Origin of the sequence: Myxococcus llanfairpwllgwyngyllgogerychwyrndrobwllllantysiliogogogochensis (assembly GCF_006636215.1) — a bacterium.
GTDB classification, from domain to species: Bacteria; Myxococcota; Myxococcia; order Myxococcales; family Myxococcaceae; genus Myxococcus; species Myxococcus llanfairpwllgwyngyllgogerychwyrndrobwllllantysiliogogogochensis.
This window is the reverse complement of the sequence record NZ_VIFM01000247.1, coordinates 1-16,111: the sequence shown is the minus strand read 5'-3', so window position 1 is coordinate 16,111 and position 16,111 is coordinate 1. Positions and strand designations below refer to the sequence as shown.

General features: G+C 69.5%; 15 protein-coding genes. 4 read left to right on the top strand and 11 right to left on the bottom strand.

The genetic code is table 11. The features are described 5' to 3' along the window. Positions 1-1,209 (top strand): hypothetical protein (locus FJV41_RS38920; protein WP_220137935.1); only part of this gene is annotated, 1,209 nt, incomplete at its 5' end. Positions 1,210-1,342: 133 nt separating this feature from the next. On the opposite strand, the gene FJV41_RS38915 is transcribed toward FJV41_RS38920, so the two are convergent. Further along, a complete protein-coding gene (locus tag FJV41_RS38915) occupies positions 1,343-1,705 on the bottom strand; it encodes a hypothetical protein (RefSeq protein WP_181791236.1) in 363 nt (120 codons plus the stop codon). Between the two features lie 69 nt (positions 1,706-1,774). Next, positions 1,775-2,665 carry an SDR family oxidoreductase gene (locus FJV41_RS38910; protein ID WP_141647676.1) on the bottom strand — a complete coding sequence of 297 codons (891 nt, stop codon included), beginning with the start codon at positions 2,663-2,665 and terminating at the stop codon, positions 1,775-1,777. A 99-nt stretch (positions 2,666-2,764) separates the two neighbouring features. Here FJV41_RS38910 and FJV41_RS38905 point away from each other — a divergent pair, with 99 nt between their 5' ends. Then, complete coding sequence (locus FJV41_RS38905) at positions 2,765-3,670, top strand: LysR family transcriptional regulator (protein WP_246137693.1); 906 nt, start codon at positions 2,765-2,767, stop codon at positions 3,668-3,670. A 35-nt stretch (positions 3,671-3,705) separates the two neighbouring features. On the opposite strand, the gene FJV41_RS38900 is transcribed toward FJV41_RS38905, so the two are convergent. From FJV41_RS38900 to FJV41_RS38875, 6 genes are all read right to left on the bottom strand, one after another. Continuing rightward, on the bottom strand, positions 3,706-5,043 hold the full coding sequence (locus FJV41_RS38900) for a di-heme oxidoreductase family protein (RefSeq protein WP_141647675.1): 1,338 nt from the start codon (positions 5,041-5,043) through the stop codon (positions 3,706-3,708). 28 nt (positions 5,044-5,071) lie between these two features. After that, positions 5,072-6,169 (bottom strand): imelysin family protein, encoded by a 1,098-nt coding sequence (locus tag FJV41_RS38895; RefSeq protein ID WP_141647674.1) that lies wholly within the window; start codon positions 6,167-6,169, stop codon positions 5,072-5,074. Positions 6,170-6,217: 48 nt separating this feature from the next. After that, positions 6,218-7,687 carry a hypothetical protein gene (locus tag FJV41_RS38890; protein ID WP_141647673.1) on the bottom strand — a complete coding sequence of 490 codons (1,470 nt, stop codon included), beginning with the start codon at positions 7,685-7,687 and terminating at the stop codon, positions 6,218-6,220. Between the two features lie 122 nt (positions 7,688-7,809). Next, positions 7,810-8,727 carry a DUF3108 domain-containing protein gene (locus FJV41_RS38885; protein ID WP_141647672.1) on the bottom strand — a complete coding sequence of 306 codons (918 nt, stop codon included), beginning with the start codon at positions 8,725-8,727 and terminating at the stop codon, positions 7,810-7,812. 21 nt (positions 8,728-8,748) lie between these two features. Beyond that, a complete protein-coding gene (locus tag FJV41_RS38880; RefSeq protein WP_141647671.1) occupies positions 8,749-10,440 on the bottom strand; it encodes a DUF4091 domain-containing protein in 1,692 nt (563 codons plus the stop codon). 25 nt (positions 10,441-10,465) lie between these two features. After that, on the bottom strand, positions 10,466-11,272 hold the full coding sequence (locus FJV41_RS38875; protein ID WP_141647670.1) for a DUF3108 domain-containing protein: 807 nt from the start codon (positions 11,270-11,272) through the stop codon (positions 10,466-10,468). 322 nt (positions 11,273-11,594) lie between these two features. On the opposite strand from FJV41_RS38875, the gene FJV41_RS38870 reads away from it, so the two are divergent. After that, positions 11,595-11,804 (top strand): hypothetical protein, encoded by a 210-nt coding sequence (locus tag FJV41_RS38870; protein WP_141647669.1) that lies wholly within the window; start codon positions 11,595-11,597, stop codon positions 11,802-11,804. 23 nt (positions 11,805-11,827) lie between these two features. Here FJV41_RS38870 and FJV41_RS38865 read toward each other — a convergent pair whose 3' ends face one another. Together FJV41_RS38865 and FJV41_RS38860 are read right to left on the bottom strand one after the other, a co-directional pair. After that, positions 11,828-12,499 (bottom strand): YggS family pyridoxal phosphate-dependent enzyme, encoded by a 672-nt coding sequence (locus tag FJV41_RS38865; protein ID WP_141647668.1) that lies wholly within the window; start codon positions 12,497-12,499, stop codon positions 11,828-11,830. Positions 12,500-12,501: 2 nt separating this feature from the next. Continuing rightward, the gene (locus tag FJV41_RS38860; RefSeq protein ID WP_141647667.1) at positions 12,502-13,095 is read right to left on the bottom strand and encodes a Maf family protein; all 594 of its coding nucleotides are present in this window, start codon (positions 13,093-13,095) and stop codon (positions 12,502-12,504) included. 58 nt (positions 13,096-13,153) lie between these two features. On the opposite strand from FJV41_RS38860, the gene FJV41_RS38855 reads away from it, so the two are divergent. Next, positions 13,154-14,251, top strand: coding sequence for a GGDEF domain-containing protein (locus FJV41_RS38855; RefSeq protein WP_141647666.1), 1,098 nt, complete (start codon positions 13,154-13,156; stop codon positions 14,249-14,251). 86 nt (positions 14,252-14,337) lie between these two features. On the opposite strand, the gene FJV41_RS38850 is transcribed toward FJV41_RS38855, so the two are convergent. Next, positions 14,338-15,909 carry a peptidylprolyl isomerase gene (locus FJV41_RS38850; protein ID WP_174487289.1) on the bottom strand — a complete coding sequence of 524 codons (1,572 nt, stop codon included), beginning with the start codon at positions 15,907-15,909 and terminating at the stop codon, positions 14,338-14,340. Between the last annotated feature and the right edge of the window lie 202 nt (positions 15,910-16,111).

The following is a 16,111-nucleotide window of genomic DNA, read 5'->3' as shown; positions in this document are numbered from 1 at the left end:
GCCCAGGCCCTTGGACAGGCGCCTTCCCGGCCGCTCCCTCCACCCCCGCCGCATACCGTGGCCGGCGGCGTGCTGCTGAACGTGCCGCTCTACGGCAACAGTGGCCTGGGGTGGTCAGCGATGACCCGCACGCATGCCGCGGTGGCGGTCTGGGGCGTGGGCAGCGTGTGGCGCAACGGGCGGCTGCTGACGGACACGGCCTTCGTGCATGTCGGGGCGTTGGATGCGGGGGCATTCGCGGACGACGACACGCACCGGATGCTGCGTCAGGCGCGCGTGGGTGACGCGGAGCTCGTGGTGCTGGTGTGGAACCTGCCTCCGGAGGCGGAGCCGCGAGGGTTCCTCCAGTTCATCTTCGAGGACGTGGCCATCCAGGTGGATGGGGTGTCCGTGCGCTCGGTGGCGGTGGTGGAGAACACGGGCCATGTGACGGGAGACCCGTATCTGCTGACGCCCGTGCCGGCGGGGGTCTATCCCGGTGTGCCGCCTCCGCTTCCGCCCGCGCCGGTACAGCAGACGGGGACCGGCGGCAGTGGGCTGGCGACGTCCGCGGCGGCGACGGCGGGGCAGGAGCCGTCGGTGGTCATTCCTGGAGGAAGCACGCGGGTGCTCGTGGGCGGGAGTGATGGCCAGGTGGTGACGGAGGGCGGCGCCACGCTGGGCACCGGCGCGAATGTCCTCGTTGCGCCTCGGGAACCCGAGGTGACGAGCGGCGTCTCCCCCATCACGAGCACGCCGAATCCACCGGTGAACACTTCGCAGGTGCTGCCAGGGACGCCCGTGCTGGGCCCGTCGTTCGCCGGGGACCAGACGGTGATTTCGGGCACGACGGCCCCGGGGGTGAATTCCACGGTGAGCGCCTTCGGGACTCCGGCGAACCTGTCGACCACGGGCTCGTTCTCCGTGCCGTCGCTGACCGCGCCCAGCTTCGATGCGTTCTCCGGGACGGCGCAGGTGAGCCCGGGCATCATCGGCACCGCGCCGCCGCTGAACGCGGACTCGGCGACGCCGCCCACCGCGCTGTTGGGCGCCCCCACGCCGCTCAATGCCGCGTCGGCGCCCCCGCTGCTGGGGTCGCCCACGCCACTGAACGCGGCGCCGGCCACGGGGCTGCCCGCCACGCCGGCGCCGGCCAATGCGGCGCCCGCGACAGGCGTGGGCTCGACCGGAGCGCCCGCGGCGGCACCGGCGGGTACGCCCGCGAACTGAGGGCGACGGGCGACACGCCAGCGGGCCAGGGCCGTGGATTCAGCGGCTCTGGGCGCGTTTCGCGCGGAGCGATTGGCGCGCGGGCGTGGGTCGTGGCGCCCACCGGACAGCGTCGAGGACGGGCGCGCGTCGTTCAGCGGACGCGCGAAGGGGGCGTCTGTCGCGCCATCGCGGCGGCCTGGGACAGGCGCTTGCGAAGCTGGAGGACCAGGTGCTGGAGGTAGTCGAGCCGCTCGATGATGCGCGGATCATCCCCCGCGTTCACCAGGTTCACCGGTGTCAGGGGCGCGGTGCGCAGCGTGCTCAGCAGGTCCGAGAAGTGGGCCTCCACGTCGCCGAGCGCATCCAGGCCTTCCCGCAAGTCATCCTCGAGCATATCGACGAGCACGGTCGCGTCGGTGCGAGAGGGCAGGGTCCGAGCCAGGCGCTCGGTGGCCACTCGGACCGGGTCGGCCTGGCGCGACAGCACGGGGGCGGCGAGGGCGAGAGGGGACATGGCCTCGACGCTACAGGCCCGTAGCACCCCGTCAATTTTCCCGCCCTCGCGTCCCCGGTGCGTAGGGCTTCATCGCCCGGCGGCCTTCAGGGTCTCGCGATGGCTCGTCAGGAAGCTCGCCACGCTGGTGGGAGCCTTGCCCGTGAGCTCCGCGACACTTCCCGTGGCCTCGCCCATGCGTCCCTCGGCCACCGCCACGTCGAACGAGGCATAGACCTCCGCCAGCGGCGCGGGCAACCCGTGCGCCACCATGCCCGCCTTGAGGCTCGCGGCGTCCACCGGAACGAACTGCACGGGACGACCGGACAGCTCGCCCGCCAGTCGCGCCAGCTCCGCGTGACTCACCGCCGAGGGGCCCGTCACTTCCATCGTGCGCTTGCCATCGAAGGTGGACCTCAGCGCGGCCACTGCGATGCGAGCGCAGTCCTCGCGGGTGATGAACGCCGTCGAGCCCGTGCCGGTGGCGGCCACGAGCTGTCCCGTGGCGATGGCCTGCGGCAGGCTGTTTAGCAGCATGTCCGCGTAGATGTTGTTGCGCAGCACCGTGTAGCTCAGCCCGCTCTTCGCCAGCGCCTGCTCCGTCGCCCAGTGGTCCTTCGCGAGGGTGATGGGCGAGTCCGGCTCGGGGCGGGTGAGGGACGTGTAGACGATGTGCCGGACACCGACGCGGAGCGCCGCGTCCAAGGCATTCTGGTGCTGGGTGATGCGACGTCCGGGGACGTCGAGCGAGTCCGTGCTGATGAGCAACAGTCGCTCCGCGCCCGCGAACGCGGTGTCGAGCGACTTCGCGTCATCGAAGTCCGCCTTGCGCACGACGACACCGCGCGCCGCGAGGTCCGAGAGCTTCGACGGCTCCCGGGTGGTGACGATGAGCGAGCCCTTGTGGGACTCCAGGAGCAACTCGACGACGCGACGGCCAAGGTGGCCGGACGCGCCGGTGACGAGCAGGGGGGCGGACATGGGGACTCTCCGGAGCAGCGGGGTGACGTGAGCTTCGGCCCTTGGGTTAATCCCCGGACTCCCTGCTGCACAATGCCTCCTCATGGAGCATACTGTTCCATGGAGGGAACAATGGACCTCAACCAGCTCGCGCTCTTCGTCGCCGTCGCCGAAGGGGCCAGCTTCTCCACCGCCGCGAAGAAGCTGGGCATGCCGAAGTCATCGGTGAGTCGAGGCATCTCCAGTCTGGAGTCCGCTCTGGGCGTGCAGCTCATCCATCGCACGACGCGTCGGGTGGCGCTCAGCACCGCGGGCCAGGCGCTGTATGAGCGCGTGTCGCCCATGCTCGCCTCGCTGCGCAAGTCCGTGGGGGAGCTGCCGGAGTTGGAGGACGAGCCCTCGGGCGAGCTTCGGCTGACGGCGGTGGTGGACTGGGGCACCACCGTGCTGGCGGAGATCATCACCCGCTTCGTGGCGCGCTACCCAGCGGTGAAGGTGGACCTGCACCTGGACAACCGCGTGGTGGACCTGGTGGCCGAGGGCTTCGACGCCGCCCTCCGGCTGTCCTCCAACACGCTCAAGGACTCCTCCCTGCGTGCCCGCCGGCTGGGGCCCTTCTCGCTGCGCCTCTACGGCTCACCCGCGTACCTGGCGCGCCGGGGCACTCCGCGCCATCCTCGCGAGCTGACCAGTCACACGTGGGTCTCCTTCCGGAGCGCGAAGCCCTTCTCGCTGGTGGGACCCGGGGAGACGATGCGCGTCCCTCAGTCGGGCTCCATCCGGTGCGATGACATGTTCTTCATGCGGGAGACGCTGCGCCTGGGCGCGGGCATCGGCTTCCTGCCATCGATGCTCGCGGAGCCCGAGGTCGCGGAGGGGCGGCTCGTCCCGGTGCTCCCGAAGTGGAGCATGCCCGGAGGGAGCGTGTGGTTCGTCTCCACGGCGGAGCGGCACATGCCACGGAAGGTGGCCGCCTTCCGCGATTTCCTCCTGGAGACGCTGAAGCAGCGCCCGTTTCCTCCCTGAGCCGGAGCGCGGTGCCGTCCCGCGCCCCTTCGCTGTCAGAGCGAGCCGAGGAACTTCATCAGCGCGGCGCGGTCGTCGTTGGAGAGCGCGCGGAAGCCATCACGGGCGGCGAGGGCCTCGCCCCCGTGCCACAGCACCGCTTCTTCTATCGTCCGGGCGCGACCGTCATGCAGGAACCCGGAGTAGGGCAGCACCGTGTGCGTCAACCCCAGGCCCCACAGCGCGGGCGTGCGCCACTCGGTGCCGGTGGCCGCGCCATCCGGCCTGCCATCCGCGAGCTCCGGTCCCATGTCGTGCAGCAGCATGTCCGTGTACGGATGGATGCTCTGAAAGGCGAGTTCCTCGTAAGCGGACGCGCCTGTTTCGAGCGTCTCGCGGTGGCAGGATTCGCAACCCAGTGAGCGGAACAGCATCTCGCCGCGCTGGACCACCGGGTCTTCCAGCGCCGCGCGCGCGGGAACGCCGAGCGACTGCGAATAGAAGACGGCGGCCTCCAGGAGTTCGGGCGTGAGTTCATGCGTCCCGTCGGGCTCCGGGAAGAGGGGGCTGCTGATGCCCATGTCGTTGAAGTATGCCTCGGCGGACTGCTGCAGCAGATGAGGGCTGTTCGCCTTCCACCCGAAGCGCCCGGGCACGAGCGTGTGCAGCGCCGCGTCCCAGACCTCGTTCATCCGCCCGGAGATGCCATCGCCGTCCCGGTCATCAGGGTCCTCCAGGGCGCGCAGCGTCTCGAGCGGCAGGGCTTCCAGCAACCCCAGCCCGAACACGGGAGGAGGAAGCCGCAGCGACATCAACATGTTCGGGGGCAACGCGGAGCCATCCGACGGTGCGATGTTCACGCGCGGCGAGCGCAGCGAGTACGGCGTGCCGTCCGCGTACTGCCCGGTGCTCTCCACCCATGAAAGCGTGAGTGAGGCCGGTGGCATGGCGCCATAGACGGCCTGGTCCCTCACCTGCAACCCCAGGCCCGGGACAGGCACGGCGCCGTATGGATGCTCGGGCATTCCCTCGGGAAGGCTCACTCGCACGAGGAGCTGGGTGCGCTGGGCCGTCGGCCCCATCACCGGCATGCCGCGCCCGTTGCGCAGATGACAGCCGTTGCACGAGACGTTGTTGTAGGTCGGCCCGAGCCCTGGGTTCACACGCGAAGGCGCCGGGACGAAGATGGCCTCGAAGGCCGCGTCGCCGTCCCGGTGCAGCCGGTCATACTCAGGTCGCAGATTGGCGGCGGGCTGTGCGAACGCCAGCGACGTCCGGTTGTCGACGGTGGTGGCCCCGCCCGCCCTCGGCGGAGCGAAAGGCACCTGAGGTGCCTCCTCTCCGCAGCCAGCGGTCCACAACAGCAAGGCCCCCATCATCACGGCACGTCGCATGGCATCCACCTTCGCTTGCTACCCTACGTTACTTCGTCACCAGGGGCAGCACCTCGCCCTGGAAGGTGTCGTGCAGGGTGCGGATGGCCTCCTGCGCCGCCACGATCTTGGGCTTCTCCGTGGTGTTGGTGATGGACTCGCGGAACGGCTCGGCGATGGCGGCCAGGGCGCTGATCGACCCGGCGATCTGCTGGCGGATCTTGACGTCGAGCGCGCTGTCCACGCCCACCACATCGCGCAGCGAGCTGCCCGTCTTCGTCTCACCCTGCAGGTGGCCCAGGTACGCGTTCTCCACGCTGCGGATGTTGTTGGTGAAGTCCTCCAGCGAGTTGTACGCGAACTGGCTCTCCACCAGGTTCGGGTCCTCGGCGGTGAACGGGTCGGCGATCTTCCCGTTGGCGACCTCGTCCAGGATGGTGGTGATGCCGCCCACCATCTCCTGCGCGGCGGCCTGCACGGACGGGTACGCGGTGTTGCCCGACTGGCCCGCGGTCGCGAGCGTGTCGCGGAACGGCGCATTGCCGTCCACCGACTGGACCCACCGGCCGTGCAGAATCTGGCCCACGGCCTTGAGCTCCGCGGACAGGCCCTTGAGGTACTCGAACTCGCGGGGCGTGAGCTGGCCCACCGTCTTGGTGCCACCGTCGCCGAAGATGAGGTACTCCAGCGTGTGGAAGCCCTTCTGCTCGTTCTTGAGGTTGCTCACGTACTGCTGCGTGAGGGCGTCGTTGTTGGCCAGCACGCCCTCCAGCTCGGTGTGGCTGACCGGCCAGCTGTCCAGCGCCGGGTCATAGCTGAAGCTGTCCACGGGACCGAACAGGAAGCCCTCGCTCTGCTCCCAGGGAATGCGCGCCGCGCGCCACGCCGCCTTGGCCGCCGTCAGCTTGTCCGCCGTGGGTGCCGCCGCCAGCGAGACACAGGCCGCGTCCAACTCGGTGAGCCGCGTGGCCAGCCGCGCGTAGGTCGGCACCACGACCTTGTCCGCGAACGTGACGACGAGCTCCTGGGTGACCTTGGAGTCGTCGGTGGGGTTGTCGGAGTCGTCGCCGCAGGCACCGAGGAACAGCGCGCTGGACAGGAGCGCCGGCGCGAGCGCCAGGCGGAGGGGCAGGGACATACGCTTCATGACTGACCTTTCGTTGGGGGTTGGTGGACGCAGGCACCTGGGCCGACGTCAGTAGTTGAAGCCGGTGGCGAAGCGCAGGGTGTTCTCCGGCCGGAAGGCGGAGGAGCCCAGGCGGCGGTGCCCGAAGTCGAGCTTCGCGAACGCCACGTTCATCAGGTTGTAGGACAGGCCCACGGTGTAGACGGAGCGGCGGAAGCGCGGGTTGTCGTACAGCTCCTCGCGCGGCTTGAACTGCGTGTCCGCGTAGTCGTAACGGACGAACGGGAAGAGGTGGTGCGAGTCGCTCAGCCCCACCACGCTCGCGATGTCGTAGCCAAGCTCGCCCCACACGGCCAACGCGTTGTCGGACACCGGCGTGCGTATCACTCCCAGCAGGTTGGACAGGCGCGCGTTGCGCTGGGAGACCAGCTCCGCGTTCTTCAGGTGGCCGTACATCACCAGGGCCTTCGCGCTCCACGGGCCCTTGCGCACGGACAGGTGCGCGTCGAGCAGCGTCAGCGGAGCCGACACGTAGCCGCACGGCGCCACTTCCCTGGGGTTCGCCTCCTCGCAGCTCTTCACCAGGTCCGCCTTGGGACGGTTGCGCGTGGTGTCGCCGTGATAGGCGGACACGCCGAAGGTGAACCCGTCGAAGTGCGTGACGTCCGCCCGGACGACGAGCGCCATGTCCGTGGCCCGCTGCACCTCGAAGCGGCGCTGGTGTCCGCCCGCCGACCAGAGTTGTGAGCTGAAGCCGGTGGAGTCCAGGCCGTTCACCAACTGGCCCGTGAGCCGCAGCCCCCAGGGGAACTTGTAGCGCAGGCGCACGCCCATCTCGTCCCACGTGTTGGGGATGATGCTCGTCTCCGCCTCGTCGCGGTTGGTGCCCAGGTAGTCGGTGGGCCGCGAGAACTCACTCAGCGTGCCCACCGCCACGTAGAAGCGGCCCACCGCGAGCGCGGCGTTGGCTCCCAGCTTCTTGGAGAGGAACATCTCCTCGACGAGGATTTCGCCGCCCTTGTCCAGCTCCTGGTCGAACTCGCCGAACTCCTCGTACTCCAGCTCCATCGCGGAGCCGGTGCCGCCGTGCTCGAATTCGACTTCGACCTCGGCCTCGAGACCGTAGTCGGGCAGGCCGCCCTTCACTTCAATCACGAAGCGGTTGGTGTCGAACTCGATGCGCGAGTCGCGCTGCGCGCCACCCGCCCGGTTCTGGTCCAGCCCGTAGTTGAAGTAGGCGAACTGCAACTCACCGTACGCCGTGACGTAGACGTCGATCTTGGGACGCGTGGGCCCCAACGGGGGCGTCGCGGGCGGCGCGGCGGGAACCGGAGCGGGCTGCGCGGGCTCGGCGATGGCCGGAGCCGAAGGCGCGGGCTCCACCTGGGGCGCCGAAGGCGGCTCCACGGCGGGCTCGGCTTGAGGGGCTGGGGGCGCCTGGGGACCGGCCGGAGCTTCGGCTCGGGCAACCGTGCCGGAGAACACCAGCGTGGAACAGAGCAGCAGGGATGAACGGACGAAGCAAGAGCGTGGGCGCATCGGAGCGGCGCGCACCCTACGCTCGCGATTTTGATTTTGCAAACCAGAATCAAATTGTGTTCAGCAAGAAAGGCCCGGAATACCGCGTACCGGGCCTCTCCCGAGGGGACTTCAGCCCCTCGTCACCACTTCATCTCTTCCTTGCCGGGGCCGGCTTCCTGGCGCTTCTCGCCGGGACGGCTGACGGAGGTGAGGGTGGCGCGCACGGCGCCCAGGTCCAGGGTGCCCACGGCGGCCAGGGGCAGACGGCGTGCATCGTCGGAGAGCCACACGTGCACTTCGCGCTTCTGCTTGGGGCGGTCCAACCGAACCGCGGTGCCCTGCAGGTGCCACGCGGTGAACTGGCCCAGGGGCGTCGTCACCTGCTCCTTCTTGAGGACCTGTCCCTGCATGCGCCACAGCCGGCGCACGCCGTACACGTCGAAGCAGACGGACATGTTCTCCTCCAGGGGGAGCTGACGCAGCAGGTAGATGGAGCCCGCCACGTCGAGGCCGTCCTTGTCGTAGGTGTAGTTGTACTGGCCCTTGGCGCGCTGGCCGATCTGGTAGTCCACCTTGATGGCGCGGTCCTTGTGGGTGAAGGCGACCTCCACCTTGCGGCGCATCTCGTTCTCCGTGGCGTCCTCCACGTAGCGCTTGGGGCGCAGTGTTTTCGGGTGGAGCCACGTGGTGGCGCTGCCCCGGACACGGCGGACCTTGGAGAAGAAGGAGTTGGTCTGCGCCTCGGCCAGCACGGGGATCTGCCCGTCCTGCTGCTTCTGGACTCGCAGGGTCATTTTGCCCGCCTGCGCGCCCATGGCGTCCAGGTCGAACTCGAGCACCTCGCCGGGCATGAAGGCCAACGGCATGCGCAGCGCGGGCAGCGCCTGGGCGCACGGTTCCACGGTGATGGGGGGCTCTTCGGGTGTCGCCGCCGCGCTGGCTTCAGCGGGTTTGTCGGCTTCGGGCTTGTCGGCCTCCGTGTCCGGGAGCTGAGCCCAGGCGGTGCCGCCGGAGGACAGCATCAGCCAGGCCGCGAGGAGGGTGCGCAGGGAGCTCATCCATCTTCCTTCCACAAGGGACTACGGGGTGCTCTGGGGCGTGTGACGGCCCGGACGCTTCGCAAATTCGGACGTCGACCATCGCTGCCGGAGCCGGGCAGTCACGAGCTGGCGGACCTGGGTCCATTCTCGCGCATCCCGGCTGATGTCCCAACCCGACCGGACCAGGTGACGTGCCGCGTCTCGGGCGAACGCCTGGTCTCCCAGCTCGGAGAGGAGACGGAGGTACTCGTAGTCCTCCAGGCCGTCTCTCAAGTGTTTGAGCCGCAGCGACTGCACCGGGTGGTGTCCGGAATCTCCCAGGTGTCTGGGCGTGCCCGGGTAGAAGAGGGTGCCGTCGCCGTTGCCGCCGAACTCGAGGAGGTCCGTCCAGGGGTCCTCCTTCGTGTTGTAGGCGAAGACGGTGTCGAAATAGAGCTCGCCATCCACGCCACTCGCGAACGCCAGCGGGCCCATGGCCCGGTTGAGCGGGGCGGGGTGGTCCACCATGTACGAGGCCCAGCCGCTGTAGGCCCGCTCCCGCGCGGAGTCCGGAGCGGGGCCGCCGTTGCAACCATGCGAATTGCAACTCTGATACCACCACACCTGGGTGGCCTCGGGCAGCTTCGCGCGCAGCTCCGCGAGTTCGTGCACGGCGCGACAGGTGGCGGGGCCCGAGCGGGGATAGAAGCAGTTGAGCGTGGGCGCGAGGATGTCGGCGGCGGGCGCGAGCGTGGCGTCGAACGGGCTGGTGATGAGCACCCGGCTTCCACCGGCGGCGCGCACCCGGCGCGACTGCGCCAGCACCAGCGGCACGTCCTCCGGCTTCGGCTCGTCCTTGGTGTAGAAGAAGAGCTGCGCGGGCCAGCCCTTCGTCTGGAAGTGCTCGGCGAAGGCGCGGTAGTACGCCACCTTCTCTTCCTCGGTGACGGCCTGCTTGTTGTCGCGCAGGTCCGCGGTGGTGAAGCGGGCGCCGGAGTCCAGCAGCGTTCCTTCGAGGAAGGGCCCCATCTCCGCGTCGTAGGCGCTCCAATCCAGGAGTGCCTTGCCGTCCTCGAAGCGCACCGGGGGCGGCGTCATGCTCATGCCGTGCGCGCTCACGCGGTGCTCCAGCAGGACGCGTGCGTACGCGCGCAGCAGCGCGCGCGCCTCCGGTGAGTCCGGGTTCAGGCCGTGTCCCCGGGCGATGCTGTAGAGGGAGATGCCGAAGCTGGTGGGCAGCGAGGACGTCGCAGGCAGCACGAAGGGCTGCACCTCCACCGTGAAGGGCACCGCGACGCGCTCCACCTTGTTGAAGCGTGCCCTCAGCGTGCCCCGGTAGGTGCCCGGAGACTGGCCCTCCGGCGCGCACACCTCCACGTAGAGAACGGTGGGAAGGTCCGGGTCTCCGTCGGGGACAGGGGCGCTCAGCGGCAGCAGCGGATCCGGCCAGGCTCCCTGGGCTCCCTGGCTGTTGGAGGCGAGGTGGACCGGGAGGTAACCCTCGCGCCAGAGGGCCGCGGGCAGCGCTTCCCCGGGGCCTCCGAGGAACAGGGGCGTCACCTCGAGCCGCCGTGCCGTGCCGGGGAGCACCACCTGCACGCCTTCGCACTCGCCGCGCGCGACGCTCAGGCGTGCCTGGGGCCGCCCCTGGAGCGCGGCACCGGGCCGCACCTTGACCAGGGCCGAGACCACCATTGGCTCCGGTGTAGCGGCCACCGCCGCCATCACCACCCACGCCCAGCCCGCGCCCATCCGCCCCCTTCACTCTCCAGCGGTGCTACCCACCGCTCTCGGCACTCGCCACCGTCATGGTGCGCCCGGGCTGGTAGTCGGTGATTTCCGCCACCACCGTGCCCAGCGCGAACTCCGCCTCCACCCGCACCGGCACGTGACGCGCGTCCGTGGTGAGGTAGACGAACATGTCCCGCTTCGACGTCAGGCTGCCGCCAAACTCCGCCTGCACCCGCGTCTTGAACACCTCCTGGGTGCCCAGCTCCGTCTTCATCGTCTCGCGCGACTCCACCTTGGCGCGCATGGTGAAGCTCTTGCTGCCGGTGAACACGGGGTAGGCGTACTCACCGCCCACCGCCAGCTCCTGGTTGCGCAGCGCGAAGGTGGCGCCCGTCACGTCCAGCGTCCCTTCGACGACCTCGGCGGTGGACTCGCGCGGCGACTCGCCTTCCTTCTGCTTGACGACGAAGACGCTCTTGCCATCCGGCTGCATCTTGATGCGCTGCCGGCGGCGCTTGCCGTTCTCGTCCGCGTGCAAGTCACTGCCGACGACGCGCTGGGTGCTGGCCTTCCAGTACGACACGAACTTGTCCTTGATGGGCCACACGCCGATGAGCGCGTCGGAGCGCGCCACCGCGACGATGGGCCACACGTCCTCGCCCCACTGCTTCATGGGAGAGCCCACCGTCACCTGCGCGGTGCCCGCGGTCACACCGAGGTACTTCACGCGATACTGCGCCTGCTCACCGGGGCCGAAGGCCGGGTTCGCGGAAGGCTCCTGGGCCACGGCCGATGCCGACCAGACCAGGCCCGCCAGCATCGCCGCGAACCCCCAATTGGACTGCGCACGCATCGGTTGAGCTCCATCGCTAGGAAGTTAAGTAGCCTGCCTGCTACCTGCCAGGCCCTGCCCCCGAACCATTCCCGCCACTCCACATTTCCATGGACGTGCCCGTCCCCCGGGCATTCAACGGACGCTCGTTCCCTGGCCGTGGGGGCGACGCAAGGGCCGAGCGGGGACGCAGTCTCGCACGCGAGGGCCCCCGGGCGCCTCTTCGCGGCCCAGGCCCGGCCGCCCTCCAGCAAGCCGGCCATGTCCACCGGCTGACACCGCTGCTAGCCTTCCGAACTGGCGCCTACAGGTAGGCGGCGCCTTGCCACGGAGGCACGGGAACATGGCCGGCAACTACGACTTCGACGATGACGACCACAAGGAATCGGCCCCGGTGGGGAAGAACAAGGAGTTCGACTGCCCGGGCTGCGACGCCAACAACCCCGTGCCTGACGGCTTCGGGGACGGTGACGAGCTGCGCTGCAACTATTGCGGGTGCGAATACAGCGTTCGCATCAGCGCGGAAGGCCGCGTGAAGTTCAAGGAGATCTGAGGCGGCCCGCCAGCTCGGTCGCCTCAGGTCCGCTCGCCGAAGATGGCGGTGCCCACGCGCACCAGCGTCGCGCCCGCTTCGATGGCCAGCTCGAAGTCGTGCGTGGTGCCCATGGACAGCTCGGTCAGCGCGTGGCGTTGCCCGAGCTCGCGCAGCGCCTGGAAATAGCCGCGCGCGCGGGCCTCGTCGTCGGTGGGCGGGGGCAGGGACATCAGTCCCACCAGCCGCAGCCCGGGCAACTCGCGCACCTGCGCCAGGAAGTCGGGCAGCGCCGAGGGCTCCAGGCCGGACTTGGTGGCCTCGCCGCCCACGTTGACCTCGATGTAGCAGGGCAGGGGAGCCAGGCCCTCGCGCCGCTTGGACAGCTCGCGCGCCACCTCCAGCCGCTCCAGGGCGTGGAAGGTGCTGGCCACCTTCGCCACGTACTTCACCTTGTTGGTCTGCAGGGGGCCAATCGCGTGCCAGCGCAGGCCCTCCAGGTCCGCCAGCTCCACGGCCTTGTCCCGCAGCTCCTGCGCGTAGTTCTCCCCGAAGTCGCGCTGGCCCGCGGCGTAGGCCTCGCGGATCAGCGCCGCGGGCTTCAGCTTGGAGACCGCCACCAGCGTCACCGACTCCACGGGGCGCCCCGCGCGAGCACACGCGGAGGCCACCCGCGCTCGCACCGACGCCAGCCGCTCCGCGACGTCAGAGCCCATGGTCATCGCTTCCAGGCCAGGGGCACGCCGGCGCGCTCCAGCAACGCGAGCGTTTCCCCCAGGGGGAGTCCGACGACGTTGGTGGGGCTTCCGTCCACGGAGGCGACGAGGAAGCCGCCCTTGCCCTGGATGGCGTAGGCGCCCGCCCGGTCCACGGGCTCTCCGGTGCCGACGTACCAGGCGATCTCCGCCGCGCTCAGCTCCCGGAACGTGACGCGGGTGCGCACGACGAGCGCCTCCTCGTGGCGGCCCGCGAGCGCGACACCGGTGTGGACGTCATGCGTCCTGCCGGACAGTCGGCCGAGCATGGCGCGGGCCTCGGCCGGGTCCTGGGGCTTGCCCAGGAGCTCCGAGCCCAGGGCCACGGTGGTGTCCGCGGCCAGCACCCAGGCGCCTGGGGAGCGGGCGGCCACGACGGCGGCCTTCTCCCGGGCCAGCCGGAGGACGTAGGGGCCTGCCTCCTCGCCAGGGCGGGGTGTCTCGTCGATGTCCGCCGCGGAGACGGTAAAAGTGAGACCCAGTTGCGACAGGAAGTCCCTGCGGCGGGGAGAACCGGAGGCCAGGACGAGCAACGTTTGATCAGCGTGCGTGTGCATGTTACGGCTCCAGGCGTCGCGTCCTTAGCAGACTTGCGCCTCGGAGTGGACTCTACGGATGAATCCCGCGGACCTCCTGTCGGCCATGAAGCGGACAGTGGAACAACTGGCCGCCTTCAACGAGATGGCGAAGGCGTTGACGTCCACGCTGGAGCTGCGCGAGGTGCTCGCGCTCGTCATGCAGAAGGTCAGCAGCCTGCTGCTGCCTCGCAACTGGTCCCTCATCCTCCAGGATGAGCGCACCGGAAAGCTCTACTTCGAAATCGCCGTGGGCGAGGGAGCGGGCGTCCTCAAGGGCCTGCAGCTCAACCCCGGCGAGGGCATCGCCGGCGCCGTCTTCTCCTCGGGCGTGGCCCGGCTCGTCCACGACGTGGGCGGCGACCCCAGCTTCTCGCCTCGCTTCGACGAGGCCTCCGCCTTCCACACCCGCTCCATCCTCGCCGTGCCCCTCTTGTCCCGAGGCCATGTGCTGGGCGTCATCGAGCTGGTCAACGGCCCCACGGACCCGCCGTTCTCCAACGACGACCTCACCACCCTCACCGCCATCGCGGACTACGCGGCCATCGCGATCGAGAACGCGCGCAACTTCCGCCGGGTGCAGGAGCTCACCATCACCGACGAGCACACCGGCTGCTACAACGCCCGGCACCTGCGCGCGCTGCTCGACACGGAGGTGAAGCGCTCCGCGCGCTTCCGGCATCCGCTGTCGCTCGTCTTCCTGGACCTGGATCACTTCAAGAGCGTCAACGACCGGCACGGGCACCTGATGGGCAGCGCCACGCTGAAGGAGGTGGGCGACCTGCTCATGTCCCTGGGGCGCAACGGCCTGGACGCCGTCTTCCGCTACGGCGGCGACGAGTTCGCCATCCTCCTGGTGGAGACGGACCAGGACGGCGCGGCCCAGATTGCCCAGCGCGTGTGCGAGGCGTTCCGCGGGCGCTCCTTCCTCCAGGAGCACGGCCTGGACGTGCGCGTCACCGCCAGCGTGGGCGTGGCCACGTTCCCGGAACACGCCACCTCCGCGTTGGAGCTCATCCGCTCGGCGGACTTCGCCATGTATGGGGCCAAGGCCCGGGGGCGGGACGCCATCTGTGTCGCCGAGCCCGGGGGGCCGGATACAGGCAGCGGCAACGGCTCCGATTTCCCGGCGCGCTGAAGCACCTGGCCCGCAAAAGGCCGAGGGCCGGGGAGGGGAACACCCTCGGCCCGGCCCTCGTGGGACTGCGTCGTGCGGGACGACGACTACCCGGCGCCCACCACCGAGTCGATGGCCTCGGTGTTCGTCACGACGTTGCCGTTCTTCTTCAGTGCCTTGAGGAAGGACTCCGTCACTTCAATCTGCTTGGCCTGCTGGGCCTGGGCGCGCAGGGTGTCCTTCTTCGCCTCGAAGCCCGCGGCGTCCGGCTTCTGGCGCTCCACCACTTGCGCCACCACGAAGCCCTCGCCCACGGGGAACGTCTCACCCAGCACCTGGGGAGCGGTGGCCGCGAAGGCCGCCTTCACCAGCGCGGGCGCGGGGCCCAGGTGCGGCACGGCCTCACCCTCGGCGGTGAAGCTGTCCGTCTCCACGGCCTCCGGACGCGTCTCCGTCTCGAAGCGCAAGAGCGCGGGCTGCTCCTTCTCCGGCGGGAACAGCTCCTTCAGCGTCTTGCCGCCCTGCACGGTGGCCAGCGCCTTCTCGGCCTCCGTCTTCGCCAGCTCCTTGGCGCGCTCCTGCTTGAAGAGCGTGGTGGCGATCTCGTCCTGGACCTCCTCCAGCTTCTTGTCCTGCGCCGGCTGCTTCTCCTCGACCTTCACGAGGTGCACGCCGAACTTCGTCTCCACCGGCTGCGTGACGCCGCCCGCGGTGAGCGCGAAGGCCGCGTCCGCCAGCGCCGGCTCCCAGGAACCGCGCTCCACCCAGCCCAGGTCGCCGCCGCGGGCCTTGCTGCCCGGGTCCTCGCTGCTGTCGCGGGCAACCGTGGCGAAGTCCTTGCCGCCGTCGATCTCCTTCTTGAGCGCCTCCGCCTTCTTGAGCGCCTCCGCCTTCTGCTCGGCGGTGGCCTCCGGGGGCAGCTTCACCAGCACCTGACGGGCGCGGATGCGCTCGGGCTGCTGGTACACGAAGCGGTTGGCCTCGTAGTAGTCCTTGATCTCCTTCTCGTGCGCCTTCTTCCAGTCCGCCAGCTGCGCGGGCGTGGGCGCCGTCACCTTGTCCGCGAACATGGTGGGCAGGAAGCGCGCGAAGACGACCTTGGCCTGGTTGCCGTCCTTCTCGTAGCGGGCCCGGACCTCGTCATCGGAGACGACCGCGTTGGCGCGGACGACCTCGATCATCTTCTGCGCGGCCAGCTGGCGGCGCAGCTCGGTCTCGAACTCCTGGGGCGTCTTCCGGTAGAAGTCGCGCAGTACTTGCTGGTAGCGCGAGAAGTCGAACCCGCCCTCCTTGGCGTGAAAGTCCGTGTTCTGGTGGATGAGCTTGCGCAGCTCCTCGTCGGACGGGGTGATGCCACGCTGCTCGGCCGCCTGGGCCAGGAGCTCCGTGTTCACCAACCTGTCCATCACCTGGTTGTGCATGCCGAATTGCCGGGCCACGGACTCGGGGATGGGGCTGCCCTGCGATCGCAGGAAGCTCATCTGCCGGGCCCAGGCCGTGGCGAAGTCGCGCAGCGGGATTTCCTTGCCGTTCACCTTGGCCACCGAGCCCGGCGCCGTGGTGGCGGGACCCGTGGAGCCGAAGCCGGAGCTGCCCGGCCCGAACGAAAGCGTGAACACCACCGCGATGCCGATGATGAACAGCAGGGAAAAGACCTTCCGGGGGTTCAGACCGTCCATTGTCGTCACTTCGAGAGCAAACGCGCCGAGAAAAGTCGTGCGGAAGGACTCGCGACGCGGTGTTGTTGGTAGCCCGGCCGAAGGGTGGTTGACCTGCGGCCACCCCCGTCACAGGGCCTTGACTGCCTAGGACACTGCACCGGAAAATGCAAGCGATTTAGAGAGTTTAGCCGGACCCCCACCCTCCGCACTTCCCTCCCAC